Source organism: Xanthomonas prunicola (assembly GCF_025266575.1).
In the GTDB taxonomy this organism is placed as follows: Bacteria; Pseudomonadota; Gammaproteobacteria; order Xanthomonadales; family Xanthomonadaceae; genus Xanthomonas; species Xanthomonas prunicola.
The window spans coordinates 769,987-785,213 of the sequence record NZ_CP096142.1 but is presented as its reverse complement, the minus strand read 5'-3'; the positions used below and the strand labels follow the sequence as shown (position 1 = coordinate 785,213).

The following is a 15,227-nucleotide window of genomic DNA, read 5'->3' as shown; positions in this document are numbered from 1 at the left end:
GTCAGCGCAGCTGGGCTGCTCGCGTTCCGATATCGAAGAAGTCCACGATCTCCGCAGTCTCTGCGTTGAACATGAAGCCGCGAGACTCCATGGTCGCCTTGATTCCCTTTTCCTGAGCAGCTTGCTGCAGGTGCGGGGGCAGGGGGCTCGACATCCGGAAAAGGAGTTTGGCGTAGTTGTCAGACAGACCAGCGTCCGAGATCGGGAACGTCACTGGATCGCCACCGCTAGCGCTTACGTGCAGGTTGAACAGCAAAACATTGCCGTCATTCGTGGCAATTTGTTGGAGTTGCTGGGCAAGGCCCTCCGGGTCACCGTCAGTGGATTCGCCGTCAGTGACATGGAGAACGGTGGGCGGATAGCTGTCTGGATGCGCATCGCACCAAGCCACCAGTTCAGCGGCTGCGCTCGTGATGGCGTTACACATCGGGGTGCCGCCAGAGGCGCGTGCTTCAAACCAGACAGGGAACTTGATGGACTGGCTGACCAAGCCACCTGCGCCATCGTCGACCCGCTTGACTCGGTCTTCAACGCGCAAAGGACTGGCTTCGATTTGAGAGATTGGGTGGAGCACGGTGTGCGAGAGCGCACCCGCCAGTCCATTCTGCGCGTCCGAGTTTGAGTAGCCAAGCACACCGACTTCGAAATAGTTGCGCGTTCCCTCCGATTTGGTGCAACGCGTGATCAAAGTTGCAAGTGTGCGGTTGAGCACGTCAGCGACGAACTGCGCTTTGGATTTCCCATTGGTCATCACTTCCTGCATGGAGCCGGATTGATCGACCAAAAACAAGAAGGCGGTTGGGCTAGTGCGACTAATCTCTGCGGTATAGCTCATCAGGACTCCTAAGTGCGAGCTAGAAGACTTCTAGCTCTTCCAAGCCACATCATAGCGTCAGACCTTCAAGATGTTCAGGCCAGACCTGTTGCCGGTGACTGTTATAGAGAAAAATGTGATCAATGCATGGAAAGAATCTGTTACGGCCTCCCAAAGACCTGAGCAAGTAGGTCCGACAAAAAACGCAGTAAATTGGCGTGGGCTGCGAGAGCTTCTTCCTTCGAAACTGCTTTTCCGTAGCTCACACTTGCATCTGTATAGAGAAAGGATGCCAGCTCAAGATCGACATGAAGATCGCCTTGGTCATTGAGTGCCTGTGCAAGCTTGACAAGTTCATGATTTGATTTGAAGGATAAACCTTTACTTGCGAGTAACCCTTTCATGACTTTCTCAGCACATGTGGCGATATCTCGCCTTGCTTTGCCATAGCTACGCTCAATGCTCGTCAATGCTTCGACGCTATGGTTGTAATCTGCGCGTGCTTGTCGAAAAAGCGGATCATCGCTCTGAGCGATTGCGTCTAAAAACGTCAATGCGTTTAGGCCCAAAAGAAAGCGTGACTCGATTTCATCGAATGCTTTTTCATCTAACGTATCAGCATACGACTGAGTCATTCCCTCAAAGCAATCGAGCATGTTCCCATCGATAGGGCCACGATTGATGATGTTTTCTTTGCTTCCTTGATGAAGGCGTCGATTACATACCAAGCGTAAGCTGCCGTTGCTGTAAGGTCCACGCACCTTCCATGCTCGGTGTTCAAGTGGAATGATGAAAAAGCCAAGGGAAGGCAGAATTTTGATGTCTTCCCCATATCGGTGCTCATACCAAGAATGAGCTCGTTGAGAGAGCCAGGTCGCAGAAAATGGTCGGCTGTCACCAGGCGGATCACCGCCAAAAAGAATGATTTTTTGCCCTTTTCCGTAAGTTTGGGCAATCAGAATGGCCGCATTGCCAGGACGTTGATGGATATGCAGGTCCAACCCATTGAAGTGCTCGTCCAGCCCCATCATCATCTGGTTGAAGTCGTGTTCTGACTCGGGCTTCGGTGGCGCGTTCCATTCCGATTCCAATGTAATTACTCCGTTGTGATGAGGGTGTAGTGGTGGCGTCGTCACTTTGAACTAAGTAATTATAAAAAATCTCATCACTGGCGTTGCAGTTTAATTTTTAGAATTTTTCAATTTATGGATGGGGGTCATAATTGGATGGCGTCAATTAACTGTCGGCGCTCATAATGATTTTTGGCAGGTTGGTGATCTTGATGCTCATTGGCAACAGCTTCAAGCAATTCATCCAGTTCGACAGACAAGCTAAACAGTGCGTCAAGCTTTGCCTGGCTGTCGAAAATGCGTCGCGTGCCATCAGGGACATCGAGTAGTTTTGCCTCGTCAGGATGATGATAAAGATAATCGAGGTGGCGTTGAGTCTCTGCTAAAATGGCAAGTTCGAACGTATATCCCACGCGAAGGGCCGTCGGGTTGGCGTGGAACATGATTGCTGCGAGATCAAAGCTTGGCAGTGCAATGGTCCTATCTGAATCAGCTTTGACATTCTTGACCAGCCGTATAGATTTTTTAAGCGAGCCAAGTGTAAGACTATCTCGGTCTGACACCTGTTTGATGTGCTTGAAGGGGAAGTTTGTCATCGTAGAGTTTGTCTTTTTGTCTAAGATGATGACTCCGCGATCATGCATCGCGCCGCTTTGTTGGTAAGCGGCGGTCTCATACCAGTGGGACGGGACAACATCGACCGACCGGGCAAGCGATCCGCCGGAAATTTTGATTGCTTTACTTCCCGTTGTATCAACTTTCGCTGCCTGGAACGCGTTCCGTAACGCCAGCTCTTCCTCATTTCGAAGATCTTTTAGCTCCTGTAAGGAAGTCAGTTGCGTTGGCTGATAAGCCCCGGCCAAAGCGCGAATCCCGTTGAGATCATAGTTGTAGAATCGCTCATTAATGAGCGTAAGAAGATCTACATCGCTGACTCCCCGGATGTGAACATTTAGCGGGACGGATCCTTGAAGATGAAATTCCAGGTTAAATGCTTTCACCCGTTTTTCGAGCTGATTTGCTACTCGCGTTGCAGTCTCAGTGCTTATACGGGTGTAATCAGCATCCACTTCTTGCATTGCGCCTAAAGCATAACGCGTGTTGGGTTTATTAGACGCTTTCTTTTCCCATGCCTCCTCGCGCAGCATTTTGCCGATGTAGTTAGCCAAAGCCGCTTCGTCCTCTACCAAGAGATCAAATCGGTCCTCGCCACTGCGTCTTGATTTCAAGGCAGTGATACGCTCATTAATAGTCTTTGCCATCACTGCTTCCTTAATGTGAAATTGCCCGACGAGTGACGTCCATCACCGGTAAAGTAATCGCCGTTACCACTCTTCATGTCTTTTGCGAACACCAGTCGTGCAAAGCCACGATGAGCGTTGAGCTGTATTTCTCCAGCTTTGGGCTCATTGCGATAGCTGTAAAGCAGCACAAATCCTTCAATGGGATCCGAAACCAAGCCCGCAACGTCACTGTTAGATTTTGATAGGCCCGCATCTAGGTGGATCCGCACCCTGTCCCAATCCTGCGTGATCGTCATCGTTCCCTTCCAATTGACGGCGTGCGAATCAGGACGTGGGAAGGGATGGCCTTCGCAAATCCATGTGCCGGAGAGATCAGCAACCTTTAACCATTGCATGACGAGTGGGATGCGCCAGATCCAGCGACGAAAGATTAAGTAAAGAACGGCATACACCGTTCCTGCACCGAGCAGAGATAGGACAACGGGTGGTAGGTTTGCGCTAAGGCCAAGCCCCTTCGCGATGTCGACGGCTTGCAATAGGGTCCAGACCAATAGGCCTGAGACAATCGAAGCTGTTCTGGCGAGGTATTTCCCGATCTGTGCCCGGTTGATCCCGCCGAGCACTACATACTCATGATCCATTTGAGCCCCTGTTTTCCAGCCACCGTAGTGTGGTCGCTAATAGTCTCAAAGAATGCGACGGTTGAAATACGTCCGTAGTCGTGAATCGTTGAAATTATGTTGTTGGGTTCGCTTAGGTGTGGTCGCCACGAAGGAAGTCAGACTGAAGTGGGGAGGCAGGTGGCGGGACAAGAACGCTCAAGCTGCTTAATTCTTCCAACCGGTTGTCCGCGTCTTGGTCGTCCTCTTCTCTGCCGCCTGCTCACGTCGCCGTTCCATGTGGCGAACCTGCTTGAACGACCGATTAAATTGCCCTGGTGTGTAAGCAGGTAGAGGAAGTGGAGGGCCAAACTGCTCAATGGCTGAAAAGCGAGCGGGGACGGAAGGCGGATCGACGTAATGCTTCAAGCCTGGCGGAAGCGTCAACTCGTGCCCGGTGATTTGTTGGGAAATGGGAAGCGAGATGCCGTGCTCATTGACCAGCGAGTTGGACAATGTGTGCCGGAAGCAGTGAAAGCTTTTGAGCCGTTGGGTCAGCCCTTGCTTGATCGCATAGGCCCGGAACTGATCCCCAAGCGCGTCGCCGTAGCCGTTTTCGGCGTTGTAGGGCAGGTGCGGGAACAGTCGGTCAAAGCCTGCGCACTTGACCTCATCCACGTAGATCAAAAATCCGGCATCGATCAGGGATGTGGGTAGGGGCACAAAGCGGGAGGAGTGGGGGTTCTTCAAGCGTTGATCCGGCTTGGCTCCACGGAAATGCACACCCCAGAAGTCGCCGACCTTACCGATGTCGTCAACATAGAGCTGAGCGACCTCGTTGACCCGAGCACCGGTGGCAAATCCCAACAGCGTGCCAAACCATCGATGGGGATACTTCTTCGCCCAGGACGTGAATGCATTCAGTTCGAGCAGCGCTTCAAGCTCGGCTTGGCTAAACGGATCACGACTCGGCTCATCGGTGAGCGACTTGGCACGATTGAGGATGGCTTTGTGAGGCGCCTTGCTAATCAGGTCTTCGTTCGCCAAGGCGTTGAAGAAGGACGCAATGCGATCGCGATGCTTTTCCTTGGTGCGCATGCTTAGCAGTTCGTGACCACCTTGCCGCGCCTTGCTCAGGATTTCGACAGGGGTGAGGCCGGCGAACACCGCCTTCTTGGTGGCGTTGCTGGGGTAGTGCTCAAGCGCATCCAGGAACTTTCGGACGTCATCGGTCTTGTAGTCCTCGACCGGCTTGTCGCCGACAAGCGCTACAAACAGACCCAAGCTGTGTTCGGTATCGAGCACGTTTTTGGCGCTTCGCCCCACACGCCGCATCTCACTGATGTGGATGGTGGCGCGCTCTGACAGCAGCGGTCCGGCGCTCTTCACAGAAGCCAGTTGCTGAAGAGGGAGGTGTTTCAGCGCGTCCAGCAGCCGGGCGTGGTCTTCGGCCCCATCAGCAGACAGCTCCACGCCACCGACCTTGATGGTGTAGGGGCGGGCTTCGTTCCCTTGCAACGCGGCCAGCGCCTGGCTCAGCAAATCGTCCCGCATGCCCGCTCCCTGCCGCATCTGATCGAATGCTTCCGAGAGTGCCACAGCCGTTCGTGCCACGGCCAGACGGGCAGCATCACCCAGGGCCAAGCGAACGGGACGGACAAGGTAGCGCGAGCCAATGATGGCTTGCAGGTCGGTCGGGACGAAGAAGCGCACATAGAGCCCAGCAGGGCGGCGCAGAAAATAAGGCTTCGGCACGGGGTTTGATACCTCGTTTGATACCTAACGCAGGCTCAAACTGAACATCAAACCCCTTGCCTAACCTTCGCGAAATCAAGCACTTACTGCTCTCTTCCGCGATCAGATGGTGGAGGTGGGCTCTACCCGCAATCTGCCGTAACGTGTTGAATCGAAAGGCGATGGGTTAGCCGCTTGTCGCCAGATGCCCCCACAGATACCCCCAGCTCATGCGGCCTTGTCGCGCAGGGCGATCTGGTCGTTGATCCACTCGGTTACCTCGGACTCGACCCATACCGATGACGTGCCCAGGTGAAGGGGCTGGGGGAACGTCTTATCCCGGATGCGGCTATAGAGAGTCGACTTGGACATGCCGACGCGGTCCAAGACGTCGGGCAGCCGGAGCAGCCGTTGGGTGTTGGTCGGGGTCGTGCTCATCGGGTGGTCTCCGGTTGCTTACTGTTACAGATTGGACAGGGCGCACCGCGCTTGGCCTCGGTGTCGTTCTCAAACGACATCCAGTCGCCACAGTGGCCGCACTTCGGGCAGACCATGTGGGCCAGGGTGATGTCGCCGTCGTAGCCGAAGTCGTCGCCATGCATCATCACGCGCGGCTTTGCGCGCGCAGGCCTGGTGCCGGGGAAGAGGTCAGCCATTGCAGCCTCCCAGCACGCCGCGCTCGGCGCTGCGCAAGGCACGTGCCAGCTTCGGCGCCCACCAGGCAGGCTTGCCGATAATGGTGCCCGCAGGCATCTCGCGCTCCAGCCATTGCACGAACAGCTCCGGCACATCCTTCGCCGCTGCCGGCTGGGGGTGGGTGGCGAGGTAAAGCAGCCGCTGACCCTCTTCGGGGTAGTAATTCAGCTCAGCAATCTCGCGGGCACCGTGCAATACCGGCATCTTGCCGGGGTACTGAGTCGCCCATCCGCTCCAGCCCTCACCATCCACCGGCACAGCAGCAGGCGCGGGCGCCTCGCCAACAGCATAGGCTGCGCGCGATCGGCAGGCCTCGCAATTCACGTCAACGGTGAAGATGTAGGCGCGGTTTGGCTTGAGGACAGTGTGCTTCACCTCGCAAATTCGCAGCTCGAACGGCTTCTGCCCCGCCGGCTGGCGGGCGGTGAGGGCTTCGGGGTACGGCCGCAGCGCCATAGGGCGAACGAACCACGCATAGGGGCCGTCCTCGGTGTCACCTTTCCATGCAAGACGCCATTCACCCTCTGGCGCTTCCGGATTCCAGGCGCGCATTTCCTCCCAATACAGCTCGCCGCCGTCCTCTGTAGCCTCATCGCTGAACTCGCCGGCAACAATCTGGAAGTCGAAGCCCTGAGCGTGCACCAGCTTGTCCAGCGCGTCCTCCCGATCGTCGGGCCAGCTCGGCAGATCGGGGTGATAAAGGTCGCCATCGCCGTTGGCAATCAGGCTCTCCGCTCGGTAAAGCCCACGCCACGGGTCGGTAACGTCGATAGGAGCATCACCACCGCTCCCCACATCGCCCTGCAACTGTCCGGAATTGCCGGATTGTTCGTTCATGCTGCTTTCTCCGATTTCGCCAACGCGGCGCGCATCTGATCGGCGCTGCCCTGGCAGGTGTTGATGAGCTCTGCGCACATCGCGCGCAGAGCGTGGTTCTCAGCGGTGACCCGCTCGATGTGGTCGGCGGCCATGGCCAGCTGCTGCCGGAGCAGATCCTTGGCCGGCTGCTTCATCCGGCGCGGCTCGCGCGGGAAGAGCTGGGGCTTCATGCGGCCTGGTCCTGCGGCAGCGGGTCCATCGTTGCGAACAGATCCGGCATGGCGATCTCGCGCTCGGCCGCCTGCAGGTACCGCACCCCGTCCATGAAGTAGGCGGTGGACAGCTCGGCGGCGCGGCCCTGGCGGCCCAGCTTCAGCGCCCGGTACGGCACGGTGAACAGCCCGCCGAAGGGATCGAAGACCAGCTCGCCGGCATTGCTGAAACGCTGAATCAGCCGGTCGACGATGTCGAACTGCAGCGGGCAGATGTGGTTTTCCAGGCCGCGTCGGGTCTGCTCGCCGTTGAGCGTCAGCATGCGATTGACGTCGTGCCACACGTCCGGGTCATGGCTGCCCGGCGCCAACGACATGAAGGTGGAGGGCAGCGCGCCGCGCGCTTCCAGCTCTTCGCCGATGCGCACGTGGGTCTCGTAGTCGTAGACCTGGCGCAGGCTGTACTCGGTGAACAGCTTGGCCAGCTTGTCCGGGCCCAACTGCGCGAGCTCGTCGGCCGTCAGCTGCCGGCGGCCGCTCGATCGCCAGAACGCATGCGCATCCACTTGCCAGCGCGCCCTCGTGTAATCCGCCTTCTGCTTCCGGACCGGCTCATCGGCATAGCCGCGGCTGCGATCGGTCTGCGGTTTGTGCAGCAGCACGATGTACTCGGGCGAGCCCACCCCCATCTTCGTGCCGTCCTTGCACTGCTCTGACCAGCCTAGCCGGTAGGTCTGGTTGTTCTCGCGCACCACGTCGGTCACGACCGTGATCAGGCCCATGTAGTCGAAGCCGTGCGACCGGTAGTGGAAAATCGCCTCCGCATGGAAGGGGCTGACCGTCGGCACGCCGGCGCCGGTGACCGCGCCGAACTGGATCCGGTCCTTCACGTGGATGGCCGCGATCCGGCCCGGCTTGAGGATCCGCAGCAGCTGCGTGCTGAGGTGATCCATCTGCGCCCAGAAGTGGGCGTTGTCGTCGGTGTGCCCGAAGTCGTTGTAGCTCGGGCTGTACTCGTAGTGGTTGGCAAAAGGGATCGAGGTCACGACCAGGTCGACGCTGTCGTCGGCCATGCCGCGCGTCTCCATCACGCAATCGTTGTTCGCGACTGTCCAGCCGGTACCGCTGGCCTCGATCCGCTCCACGCCAATCGAGCGCTGAAGTACTTGCGCCATGGCGGCCTTGCTCAGGCCGTATTCCCTGATGATCTCGCTCATTTTCTCTACCATCTCCTCGTGGCGCGTCCACTTCGCCTGCAGGCTGGCCAGCACCTCGCGCTCGCTCTCGGCGTAGACGATCCACACCTCGACCGGGTGCGTCTGCTGGTACCGCTGGATGCGGTGAATGGACTGGATGAAGTCGTTGAACTTGAAGCCGATGCCGGCATAGACCGACAGGTGGCAGTGGCGCTGAAAGTTGCAGCCGCTGCCGGCGATGACCGGCTTGGCAGATAGGATCGGGATCACGCCTTCACTGAAGTCGATGACCGCCTGCTCGCGCTCGTCCAGCTCCTGGTCGCCATAGATGCTGACGGCGGCGGGGATGGCAGCCTGCAGTGCATGCCGCTCTGCCTCGAGGTCGTGCCAGATCAGCCAATGCTCATCCGGCCTGGCGGCGACCACCTGCTGCACGGCAGCTACGCGCGCGCCGAGCGTGTCCCGCTTTTCCTTCGCCGCATTCTGCAAACCCATCGCGGCATCGCGAAACAACTTGCCCTGGCCATCTCGCTCGGCGCCGGCGGTGTTGTGGTCCACCGGCACCTCGACGTAATGCACTGTCAGCTCCGGCAGGTCATAGCCTTCGTCGCTGTAACCCAGGTCGGACGGCTTCTGCAGGAACAGCGCCCAGCTCGCCACCCATAGCCAGAACTCACGTTCCTTGTGGGGGTACAGCGTCAGGTTGTTGGCCTGCGTGCTGTCGCGCTTGAACCAGCGGGTGAGAGCCTGGCCGGTGTCCATCACGCCCAGGAAGCCGGCGTAATGGATCAGTTCCTTGTAGCGGTTCGGGCTGGGCGTGGCCGTGGCGACGAACCGGTACCGGACCTCATCGAACAAGGTCAGGAACTGCTGATAGGTCTTCGATCCGAAGCTGCGCAGCACCGAAGCCTCGTCGAGGCTGGCCGCAGTGAACAGGTTCGGGTCGAGCTTCCCGTCTCTCACGCTCTCGTAATTGGTCAGGTGGATGCCATCGAAGCCCGGATCCACCTCGGCGCTGGTGCGCACGAAACGTGTCTCCAGTCCGAGCTTGCCGGCGTCGCGGCGGAACTCCTGCCGCACGCCCAGCGGCACCACGATGCCGACGGCTCCACCGGCATGCGCGCGCGCCAGCCGCATGATCTCCAACTGCTGCATGCTCTTGCCGAGGCCGAAGCGCTGGAAGAGGGCGCGGCGCCCGCCGGAGCATGCCCACACTACGCTGTCGCGCTGGTGCGGCTTGAGGAGCGGGTGCACATCATCGGACGAGACGTCGAACCCGAGCGACGGCGCGACGCGCACCTTGCGCTCCAGGAACTCGCGATATGGGTCGGTCATGCCGCGTCCCTCAGCAGTGTCATCGCGAGCGCCTTCGCCGTGCGGTTCGGTACCGCATTGCCGATCTGCTTCGTGATCTCGGTGGCATTCCCGGCGAAGTCGTACACCTGGCCCTCGTCGTCAAAGGAAGTCGCGCGCGCCAGCTCCCGCCAATGCAGCATCCGGTAGTTGATGTCGATGCGTACCTCGTCGCAGAACTGCGCCGCTGGCTGGGCCAGGCCCAATTCGCCGCGGTTGGCGCCGGCGATGGTGGGCAGCGGCTCGTCTATGTCGTGGGTGCGCGTGTCGCCGTGGTGCGTGACCGGGAGTGCAAAGGCCAGCGACTCCGACGTGGTGATCGTTGGGAGGGGATCTGTCGCGCTGCGCATGTCCCGCATGCGGCCAATACCCACGTTGCCCCGCATGACGATCGGCTGCGCAATGGCCACCTCGTTGGAGCCGGTTAGAGCGGGCACCGGTGCGTCGGCATTGAGGATGCGGCTGGCCGGGTCGCGACCATCGCTGTCGCCGTGGCCGGCGCGCATCAGCACAGGCTCGGCCAACCCGAAGCGCGCTTTAGTGGTCACGCTGGGCACGGGCTCGCTCACCGCAGCGGCGCTCAGTCCGGAGCCTCCGCCGTAGTAAGGCGCCACCAGGGGCACTGCAACTGCCTGATCGCCGCCCTTCGCAGTGGTGACCGTGCGTAGCGGATCCTCGGTGCTGCGCGGCGGCGCCTTGTTGCTGCTATTCGACACCGGGACGATCAGCGGGTCAGCGAGGAAGCCGCCGCCAGCGGTACATATCGTGGGCAGGGGCTCATCGATGGGACGCGAGGTGCGCCCGCCATCGCTGTTGGTGCGCATCACGATCAACGGCTCAACGAGCTGGGGACGTGCGCAGCCAGGACGCGCACCGCCGGCGCCGCCGGTGGTGATGGTTGGCAGGGGCTGATCGAGGTCTCGCGCAACGCCTCCGCTGGCCGTGGCCAGCACGATGCCCATGCCGTCCGGCGCCATCAGGCCGAGTTCGATCGCCTCGGCGCGCGGGAATGTCAGGCGCGGTACGCCGCCGTCGATCAACGTCTGGAGGGCTTCGACGTATGGTGCTGGCCAGCTGTATTTCACTGCGCCTGCCAGGATGCGGCGGATCGTGTTCGGCTTCAGCGGCTTCTTGCGAGCGAAGATGCTGGCGCCGGTCATGCTCCAGTCGATGACCTCTCGCGCGCCGCGCCACTTGGCACGTGTGCCGACAAGATCAGACGATGCTGCGCGGGCGTGCGACGGCTCTGGCCATTCGAGCGGGCCGCGATCGCTGCGGCCGATCAGGAAGAACCGGCGGCGGGTGGTCGGGTCGCCATAGTCCGCGCAGCAGAGAATGCGCCAATCCAGTCGGAACCCGATTGCTTCGAGCGCCGCTACCCATGCGCGAAAGTACTCGCCCTTGCGGCTCGGGATCGGCCTACCGGTCACCAGCGAGCACGGACCCCAGTCCATGAACTCGGGCACGTTCTCGACTTCCAGGCGCTTGACTCGCAACTCGGTGCACCAGCGCACCACGTGCCACGGATCCATGCGCTGCTGGTCGTGCACCGGCCGGCCGCCGCGAGCGCGGCTGTGGAACACGCACGACGGCGCTGCGATGAGGAGATCGAGATAGCCTTCGGGCACGTGATCCAGCGGCAGCGCCGTTTCAAGATTCGCGCAGGCGATGCGTGCCGCATGCTCAGGATGGTTACGCCGGTTTGTCTCGATCGCGACGTCCCAATGATTCACGCCCACCAGCTTCATGCGCAGACCGAGCTCGCGCACCGCGCGCGCCACACCGTTACTCATGCCGCCGGCGCCGCAGAACAGGTCGGCCACCAAGAGTGGGCGCGTGCGCCCGCGCGGCCGCACCTCAATATGTGCAGGGTAGGAACCGTCAGCCACCGCGCGCCTCCCGCTGCGCTTCGTCGCGCAGTTCCTGCAGGGCAGGCACGTGCGTCAGCCGCACCAGCTCGTCGGTCTTGCCGGTGTCGCGTGCGCGGGCCAGTGCCCACTCGAGTGCGGCGAGGCGGTCATTCGGGTGCATCGTCATGCGGCAACTCCCATAGCGGCCAGGTCGATCTCGTCCACGCGATCGCGCAGCTGCCGGCGTGCGCGGCGCAGCTGCTTCGCGACGTAGGCCGGCTCGTCCTTGGCGGTGAAGGTGAGCGCATGCATGTGCAGCGCGCTGGTGTGATCACGGCGGAACATGCGCCAGGTAATGAAGGCGCCGTCGCTGGTCGGGAAGCGGCCCCAGGAGAAGCCGCCGTTGCGCTTGGGCGCGCGGCGGGCGTGCTGTCGATTCAAGCTGCGTACCTCAGCAGGTGAGTGCGCCGCACCGGGCCATGCCACAGCGCAGCAACGTTGTTGAGCTGGATCTGCTCGGGATCACGGCGGATCGGCGCGAGCCTGGTCTGGGCCCGCTTGATGTCGTTCCGGCAGAGCACGCAGACGTTGACCACGCGCCCGTTCTGCGTCGGGAACTCGGAGTCGCTGAGCGACCTCTCGCAGCTGGTGCAGACGCGCGCCATCACGCGGCCTGCTGGTGGCTGTCGGCAGCGGCGCGCGCGAACACCTTCTGCATGGCGGTGAACATCGCCGGCAGCTGCGCGGCGTCGTAGAGCTTCGAGGCGCGCTCGATGGTCACCGGCAGGAAGCCCAACTGCGCAAGGCCATCGGCGGTGATCGTCAGCGGGGCAATCTTGGCGTTGATGTCGCCGAGCTTGATGCGCACCACCTGGGCCGGTGCCGGCGCGGCCAATGACTTGACTGCTTGAGCGAGGGCAGGGGAGAGGGCAGCGGGAGCCACCGGTGCCGGCGCCGACACTACGGCCGGGGCGGGAGCAGCTGCAGCAGCGGGAGCAGGCGCTGCGGCAACGACACGTGCTGCCTCGGCCTGGGCATCGGCGCGACGCTGCGCTGCCTCGCGCTCCTCCTGCTCGCGCGCCAGCTTGGCGGCTTCTTCCTGGCGGATCTTCTCGCGCTGCGCTTCCAGCCGCTGCTCATCGACGCGCCGCTGCTCGGTGATGCGCGCGGTGATCAGGTTGCGCAGATCCTCCGGCGACTTCGTGGCGCACAGCTGCACGCGGTCATGGAACAGGCCGGCGAAGGTGCCCATCTCCATCTCCAGCACGCGCACGTTGGCGCGTACCCGCTCGGCCTGCTGGCTGGCGGCGACCTTGGCGTTCGCCGCAGCGGTGCCGACGGCATCCTGCATGCTGCTGATCGACTTCTTGCCCTTGATCACCGCGCCGATGTCGGCCTGCAGCGAAGCCGGGACCGCAAGCGCATGCGCGTCGAGTCCTGCGTTTATGGACGCGTAGTGATCCCGCACCGACTGCACGCCGTTGGCGACGATCTGGGTGCGGCGGTTTTCCTTCTCCACCTTCACCAGCTTGTCCAGCTCCAGGCGCACGCGGCGTGCCTCGGCCGCGACTTCGTCCATCGTCCGGAACACCGCGTCGATGTCTGCGGTCTGGCCCAGGATCTGCTGCTTCGTTGCCTCCAGCCGCTCCTCGACGCCCTTGCACCACTTCACCGTCTGCTCTGCGTTGGCGAAGTCGTCGTCTGTCTGCAGCTCGCGGTTGATACCGCTCAGCACGGCCATCGCCGATGCCTTGAACTCCGCGAGGTTGGACGCGGTCACCATGCCGGTCACGGCGATGTGCAGCGATGGCAGCGTGTCGGGCGCACGTCCGCTGACCACCGGTTCCGCTTTTTCGACATGCTCGTAGGCGGCGACGTCGGCCTCGAACTGCTCCCAACCTGCGACTAGGCGCGCGCGCAGCTCCGGATCCGGCGTGTACCAGCAGTGGCGCTCCTCGACCAGCTCATCGCCGCGCCACTTCGAAGCCATGAACAGCACGCGCACCGCGCCGGAGACCATCGCCTGGTGCTCCATCTGGACCCGGTACTGCAGCGGCAGGTCTGCACCCGTGCAGCCGTCGACCAAGGCGCGCCGCAGGTCATCGTTCAGGCTCTTGTGCTCGAACGCGACTTCCTCGAGCAGCGTCAGGCCGTCGAAGCTGGCCGAGTACTTCCCGTCTTCGCCGACGCACGGGTACAAATCCTCGCCGATGATCTGCTCGGCGATGGGGCGCGCGAGGGCTTCGTAGCGGTGGCCATCGGCGAAGCGCTGGAGCGTGGCGTCGTCGTGTTCCTCAGCAACGCCGGTAGCGAGTTCGCGCACCAGCTGCGCGCGCGTCTTGTACGGGCTGCAGCCGAGCATCGCAGGCGCGTCGCTGGCGTTGAGGTGGGTAGCGCGGTGGGCATGCCATTCCGGCGTGCCCTGGATCAGCTCTACGATCTTCATGCCTGCTCTCCTTCGCTGCCTTCACCAGAGGTCGGGCCGGACTGCTCAACGGGTGCAGGCTTCTCGAAGGCCGCAACCTGTGCACGTTGCTCTGCCGTGAGGGAACCCTTCGTTTCCGCCATCGCGATGATCTGGGCTGCCGACTTCTTGCCGCCTTCGATTGCCGCTTTCCAGGACGGCAGAGCGGCGGCAAACGCTTCCGCGCTATAACCGGCCGGCTTCTGGGGAGTTGCAGGTGCGGTGCCTGCGAAGGCGTCCTCGGGAGTGGTGTCCCCTTCCTTGATCGCAGTTACGATGCCGCGCAGCAGGACAAGATGCTCCAGGCCGATATCCTCGACGCCAGCAACGTCCAGCTTGGCGCAGACCTGATCGGCGGAAACCCCGAACCGTTGGAAGTGAGCCAGTGCGTCGGCGCGGCGGTTCGCCAGGGTCTTGATGTCGCCCATGATCACCTTGCGCGCCTCGACGTACATGTCCTCCCAGAACGCTTTCGGCACGCCCTTCAGCACGGCGTTGCGCAATGCGATAGAGCAGGCGGCATTCGCGGTGACGCCGATCATGTCGGCCTTGAAGCGGCGGCCCTGCCGATCGACGATGCGCCGCTGCACCTCGTAGGTGATCGCCACGTTGCGCTCCAGGTCATGGAACACCCCTTGCGCGGTGATGAACTCGCCCTTGTCGTCGATGACGCGTGCGCCTGCACGGTTATTGCCCCACGCAGAGGCGACGATCTCAGCGAAGCGTGCAGATGGACCTTCGATCGTCTTGCCGTCGCGGGGGAGAGCATAGACGCATTGCTCCGCGATGCTCTGGCTCAGCGTGACCATCTGGATGGCCTCATCGCGGAAGCGCTTGAGCGAGCGCGGGAATCGGCGTGCGGTGGTGATCTGCTGCTCGATCTCCGAGCGGCTGATCATGGCGGCCATGCCTTCCTCGGGAACGAGCTGGCCTTCTTGTACTTGTGCGTTCATTGCGTGATTGCTCCAGCCGGCGACTCCGGCGAGGTGGGAATGAGGTGCCCCGTCAAGCCGGGGCCACGCTGGGCTCGCTCGCGCCCTACGCGTCGGGGTGTGGTGGAGGGGCCGGTGCTGATCTCCGGCTTTGCCTGGTTTGGGGCCGTAGGCACATCACGCTCCGCGTATGCGTGCCAGACATCACCAAGCGCATCAGCTTGCGCATTCCCTCCATTGCGGA

16 protein-coding genes are annotated in these 15,227 nt (G+C 61.5%); all 16 read right to left on the bottom strand.

The genetic code is table 11. The annotated features are described in order from the left end of the window. Nucleotide 1: 1 nt before the first annotated feature. The gene (locus M0D43_RS03230; RefSeq protein WP_104591936.1) at nucleotides 2-835 is read right to left on the bottom strand and encodes a vWA domain-containing protein; all 834 of its coding nucleotides are present in this window, start codon (nucleotides 833-835) and stop codon (nucleotides 2-4) included. 140 nt (nucleotides 836-975) lie between these two features. Next, entirely contained in the window at nucleotides 976-1,905 is a 930-nt protein-coding gene (locus M0D43_RS03225; protein ID WP_252163529.1) for a HEPN domain-containing protein, read from the bottom strand. Between the two features lie 125 nt (nucleotides 1,906-2,030). Continuing rightward, nucleotides 2,031-3,146, bottom strand: a complete 1,116-nt coding sequence (locus tag M0D43_RS03220; protein WP_252163528.1) for a nucleotidyltransferase family protein — start codon at nucleotides 3,144-3,146, stop codon at nucleotides 2,031-2,033. Beyond that, complete coding sequence (locus tag M0D43_RS03215; protein ID WP_080581432.1) at nucleotides 3,146-3,769, bottom strand: Cap15 family cyclic dinucleotide receptor domain-containing protein; 624 nt, start codon at nucleotides 3,767-3,769, stop codon at nucleotides 3,146-3,148. The genes M0D43_RS03220 and M0D43_RS03215 overlap by 1 nt, the downstream gene beginning before the upstream one ends. A 186-nt stretch (nucleotides 3,770-3,955) precedes the next feature. Then, nucleotides 3,956-5,482, bottom strand: a complete 1,527-nt coding sequence (locus M0D43_RS03210; protein ID WP_252163527.1) for a site-specific integrase — start codon at nucleotides 5,480-5,482, stop codon at nucleotides 3,956-3,958. Between the two features lie 207 nt (nucleotides 5,483-5,689). After that, nucleotides 5,690-5,899 carry a helix-turn-helix transcriptional regulator gene (locus M0D43_RS03205; RefSeq protein ID WP_226426584.1) on the bottom strand — a complete coding sequence of 70 codons (210 nt, stop codon included), beginning with the start codon at nucleotides 5,897-5,899 and terminating at the stop codon, nucleotides 5,690-5,692. Continuing rightward, on the bottom strand, nucleotides 5,896-6,117 hold the full coding sequence (locus M0D43_RS03200; RefSeq protein ID WP_226426583.1) for a hypothetical protein: 222 nt from the start codon (nucleotides 6,115-6,117) through the stop codon (nucleotides 5,896-5,898). The genes M0D43_RS03205 and M0D43_RS03200 overlap by 4 nt, the downstream gene beginning before the upstream one ends. Beyond that, nucleotides 6,110-6,994 carry a hypothetical protein gene (locus M0D43_RS03195; RefSeq protein WP_260807913.1) on the bottom strand — a complete coding sequence of 295 codons (885 nt, stop codon included), beginning with the start codon at nucleotides 6,992-6,994 and terminating at the stop codon, nucleotides 6,110-6,112. The genes M0D43_RS03200 and M0D43_RS03195 overlap by 8 nt, the downstream gene beginning before the upstream one ends. Then, nucleotides 6,991-7,206, bottom strand: coding sequence for a hypothetical protein (locus M0D43_RS03190; RefSeq protein WP_260807911.1), 216 nt, complete (start codon nucleotides 7,204-7,206; stop codon nucleotides 6,991-6,993). The genes M0D43_RS03195 and M0D43_RS03190 overlap by 4 nt, the downstream gene beginning before the upstream one ends. Continuing rightward, the gene (locus M0D43_RS03185) at nucleotides 7,203-9,719 is read right to left on the bottom strand and encodes a DNA methyltransferase (RefSeq protein WP_260807910.1); all 2,517 of its coding nucleotides are present in this window, start codon (nucleotides 9,717-9,719) and stop codon (nucleotides 7,203-7,205) included. Before M0D43_RS03185 ends, M0D43_RS03190 begins: the two co-directional genes overlap by 4 nt. Then, the gene (locus M0D43_RS03180; RefSeq protein WP_260807909.1) at nucleotides 9,716-11,560 is read right to left on the bottom strand and encodes a DNA cytosine methyltransferase; all 1,845 of its coding nucleotides are present in this window, start codon (nucleotides 11,558-11,560) and stop codon (nucleotides 9,716-9,718) included. Before M0D43_RS03180 ends, M0D43_RS03185 begins: the two co-directional genes overlap by 4 nt. 58 nt (nucleotides 11,561-11,618) lie before the next feature. After that, complete coding sequence (locus M0D43_RS03175) at nucleotides 11,619-11,774, bottom strand: hypothetical protein (protein WP_260807908.1); 156 nt, start codon at nucleotides 11,772-11,774, stop codon at nucleotides 11,619-11,621. Then, nucleotides 11,771-12,028 carry a hypothetical protein gene (locus M0D43_RS03170; RefSeq protein WP_260807906.1) on the bottom strand — a complete coding sequence of 86 codons (258 nt, stop codon included), beginning with the start codon at nucleotides 12,026-12,028 and terminating at the stop codon, nucleotides 11,771-11,773. Before M0D43_RS03170 ends, M0D43_RS03175 begins: the two co-directional genes overlap by 4 nt. Next, the gene (locus tag M0D43_RS03165; RefSeq protein ID WP_260807905.1) at nucleotides 12,025-12,252 is read right to left on the bottom strand and encodes a hypothetical protein; all 228 of its coding nucleotides are present in this window, start codon (nucleotides 12,250-12,252) and stop codon (nucleotides 12,025-12,027) included. Before M0D43_RS03165 ends, M0D43_RS03170 begins: the two co-directional genes overlap by 4 nt. Then, entirely contained in the window at nucleotides 12,252-14,033 is a 1,782-nt protein-coding gene (locus tag M0D43_RS03160; RefSeq protein ID WP_260807903.1) for a YqaJ viral recombinase family protein, read from the bottom strand. Before M0D43_RS03160 ends, M0D43_RS03165 begins: the two co-directional genes overlap by 1 nt. After that, nucleotides 14,030-15,004 carry a hypothetical protein gene (locus tag M0D43_RS03155; RefSeq protein WP_260807902.1) on the bottom strand — a complete coding sequence of 325 codons (975 nt, stop codon included), beginning with the start codon at nucleotides 15,002-15,004 and terminating at the stop codon, nucleotides 14,030-14,032. The genes M0D43_RS03160 and M0D43_RS03155 overlap by 4 nt, the downstream gene beginning before the upstream one ends. Between the last annotated feature and the right edge of the window lie 223 nt (nucleotides 15,005-15,227).

Bases quoted from the DNA above. Each gene is read 5' to 3' on its own strand.
- M0D43_RS03220 (WP_252163528.1), bottom strand. From the start codon at position 3,146: ATGGCAAAGACTATTAATGAGCGTATCACTGCCTTGAAATCAAGACGC.
- M0D43_RS03190 (WP_260807911.1), bottom strand. From the start codon at position 7,206: ATGAAGCCCCAGCTCTTCCCGCGCGAGCCGCGCCGGATGAAGCAGCCG.
- M0D43_RS03200 (WP_226426583.1), bottom strand. From the start codon at position 6,117: ATGGCTGACCTCTTCCCCGGCACCAGGCCTGCGCGCGCAAAGCCGCGC.
- M0D43_RS03155 (WP_260807902.1), bottom strand. From the start codon at position 15,004: ATGAACGCACAAGTACAAGAAGGCCAGCTCGTTCCCGAGGAAGGCATG.
- M0D43_RS03175 (WP_260807908.1), bottom strand. From the start codon at position 11,774: ATGACGATGCACCCGAATGACCGCCTCGCCGCACTCGAGTGGGCACTG.
- M0D43_RS03230 (WP_104591936.1), bottom strand. From the start codon at position 835: ATGAGCTATACCGCAGAGATTAGTCGCACTAGCCCAACCGCCTTCTTG.
- M0D43_RS03160 (WP_260807903.1), bottom strand. From the start codon at position 14,033: ATGAAGATCGTAGAGCTGATCCAGGGCACGCCGGAATGGCATGCCCAC.
- M0D43_RS03215 (WP_080581432.1), bottom strand. From the start codon at position 3,769: ATGGATCATGAGTATGTAGTGCTCGGCGGGATCAACCGGGCACAGATC.
- M0D43_RS03195 (WP_260807913.1), bottom strand. From the start codon at position 6,994: ATGAACGAACAATCCGGCAATTCCGGACAGTTGCAGGGCGATGTGGGG.
- M0D43_RS03205 (WP_226426584.1), bottom strand. From the start codon at position 5,899: ATGAGCACGACCCCGACCAACACCCAACGGCTGCTCCGGCTGCCCGAC.
- M0D43_RS03165 (WP_260807905.1), bottom strand. From the start codon at position 12,252: ATGGCGCGCGTCTGCACCAGCTGCGAGAGGTCGCTCAGCGACTCCGAG.
- M0D43_RS03185 (WP_260807910.1), bottom strand. From the start codon at position 9,719: ATGACCGACCCATATCGCGAGTTCCTGGAGCGCAAGGTGCGCGTCGCG.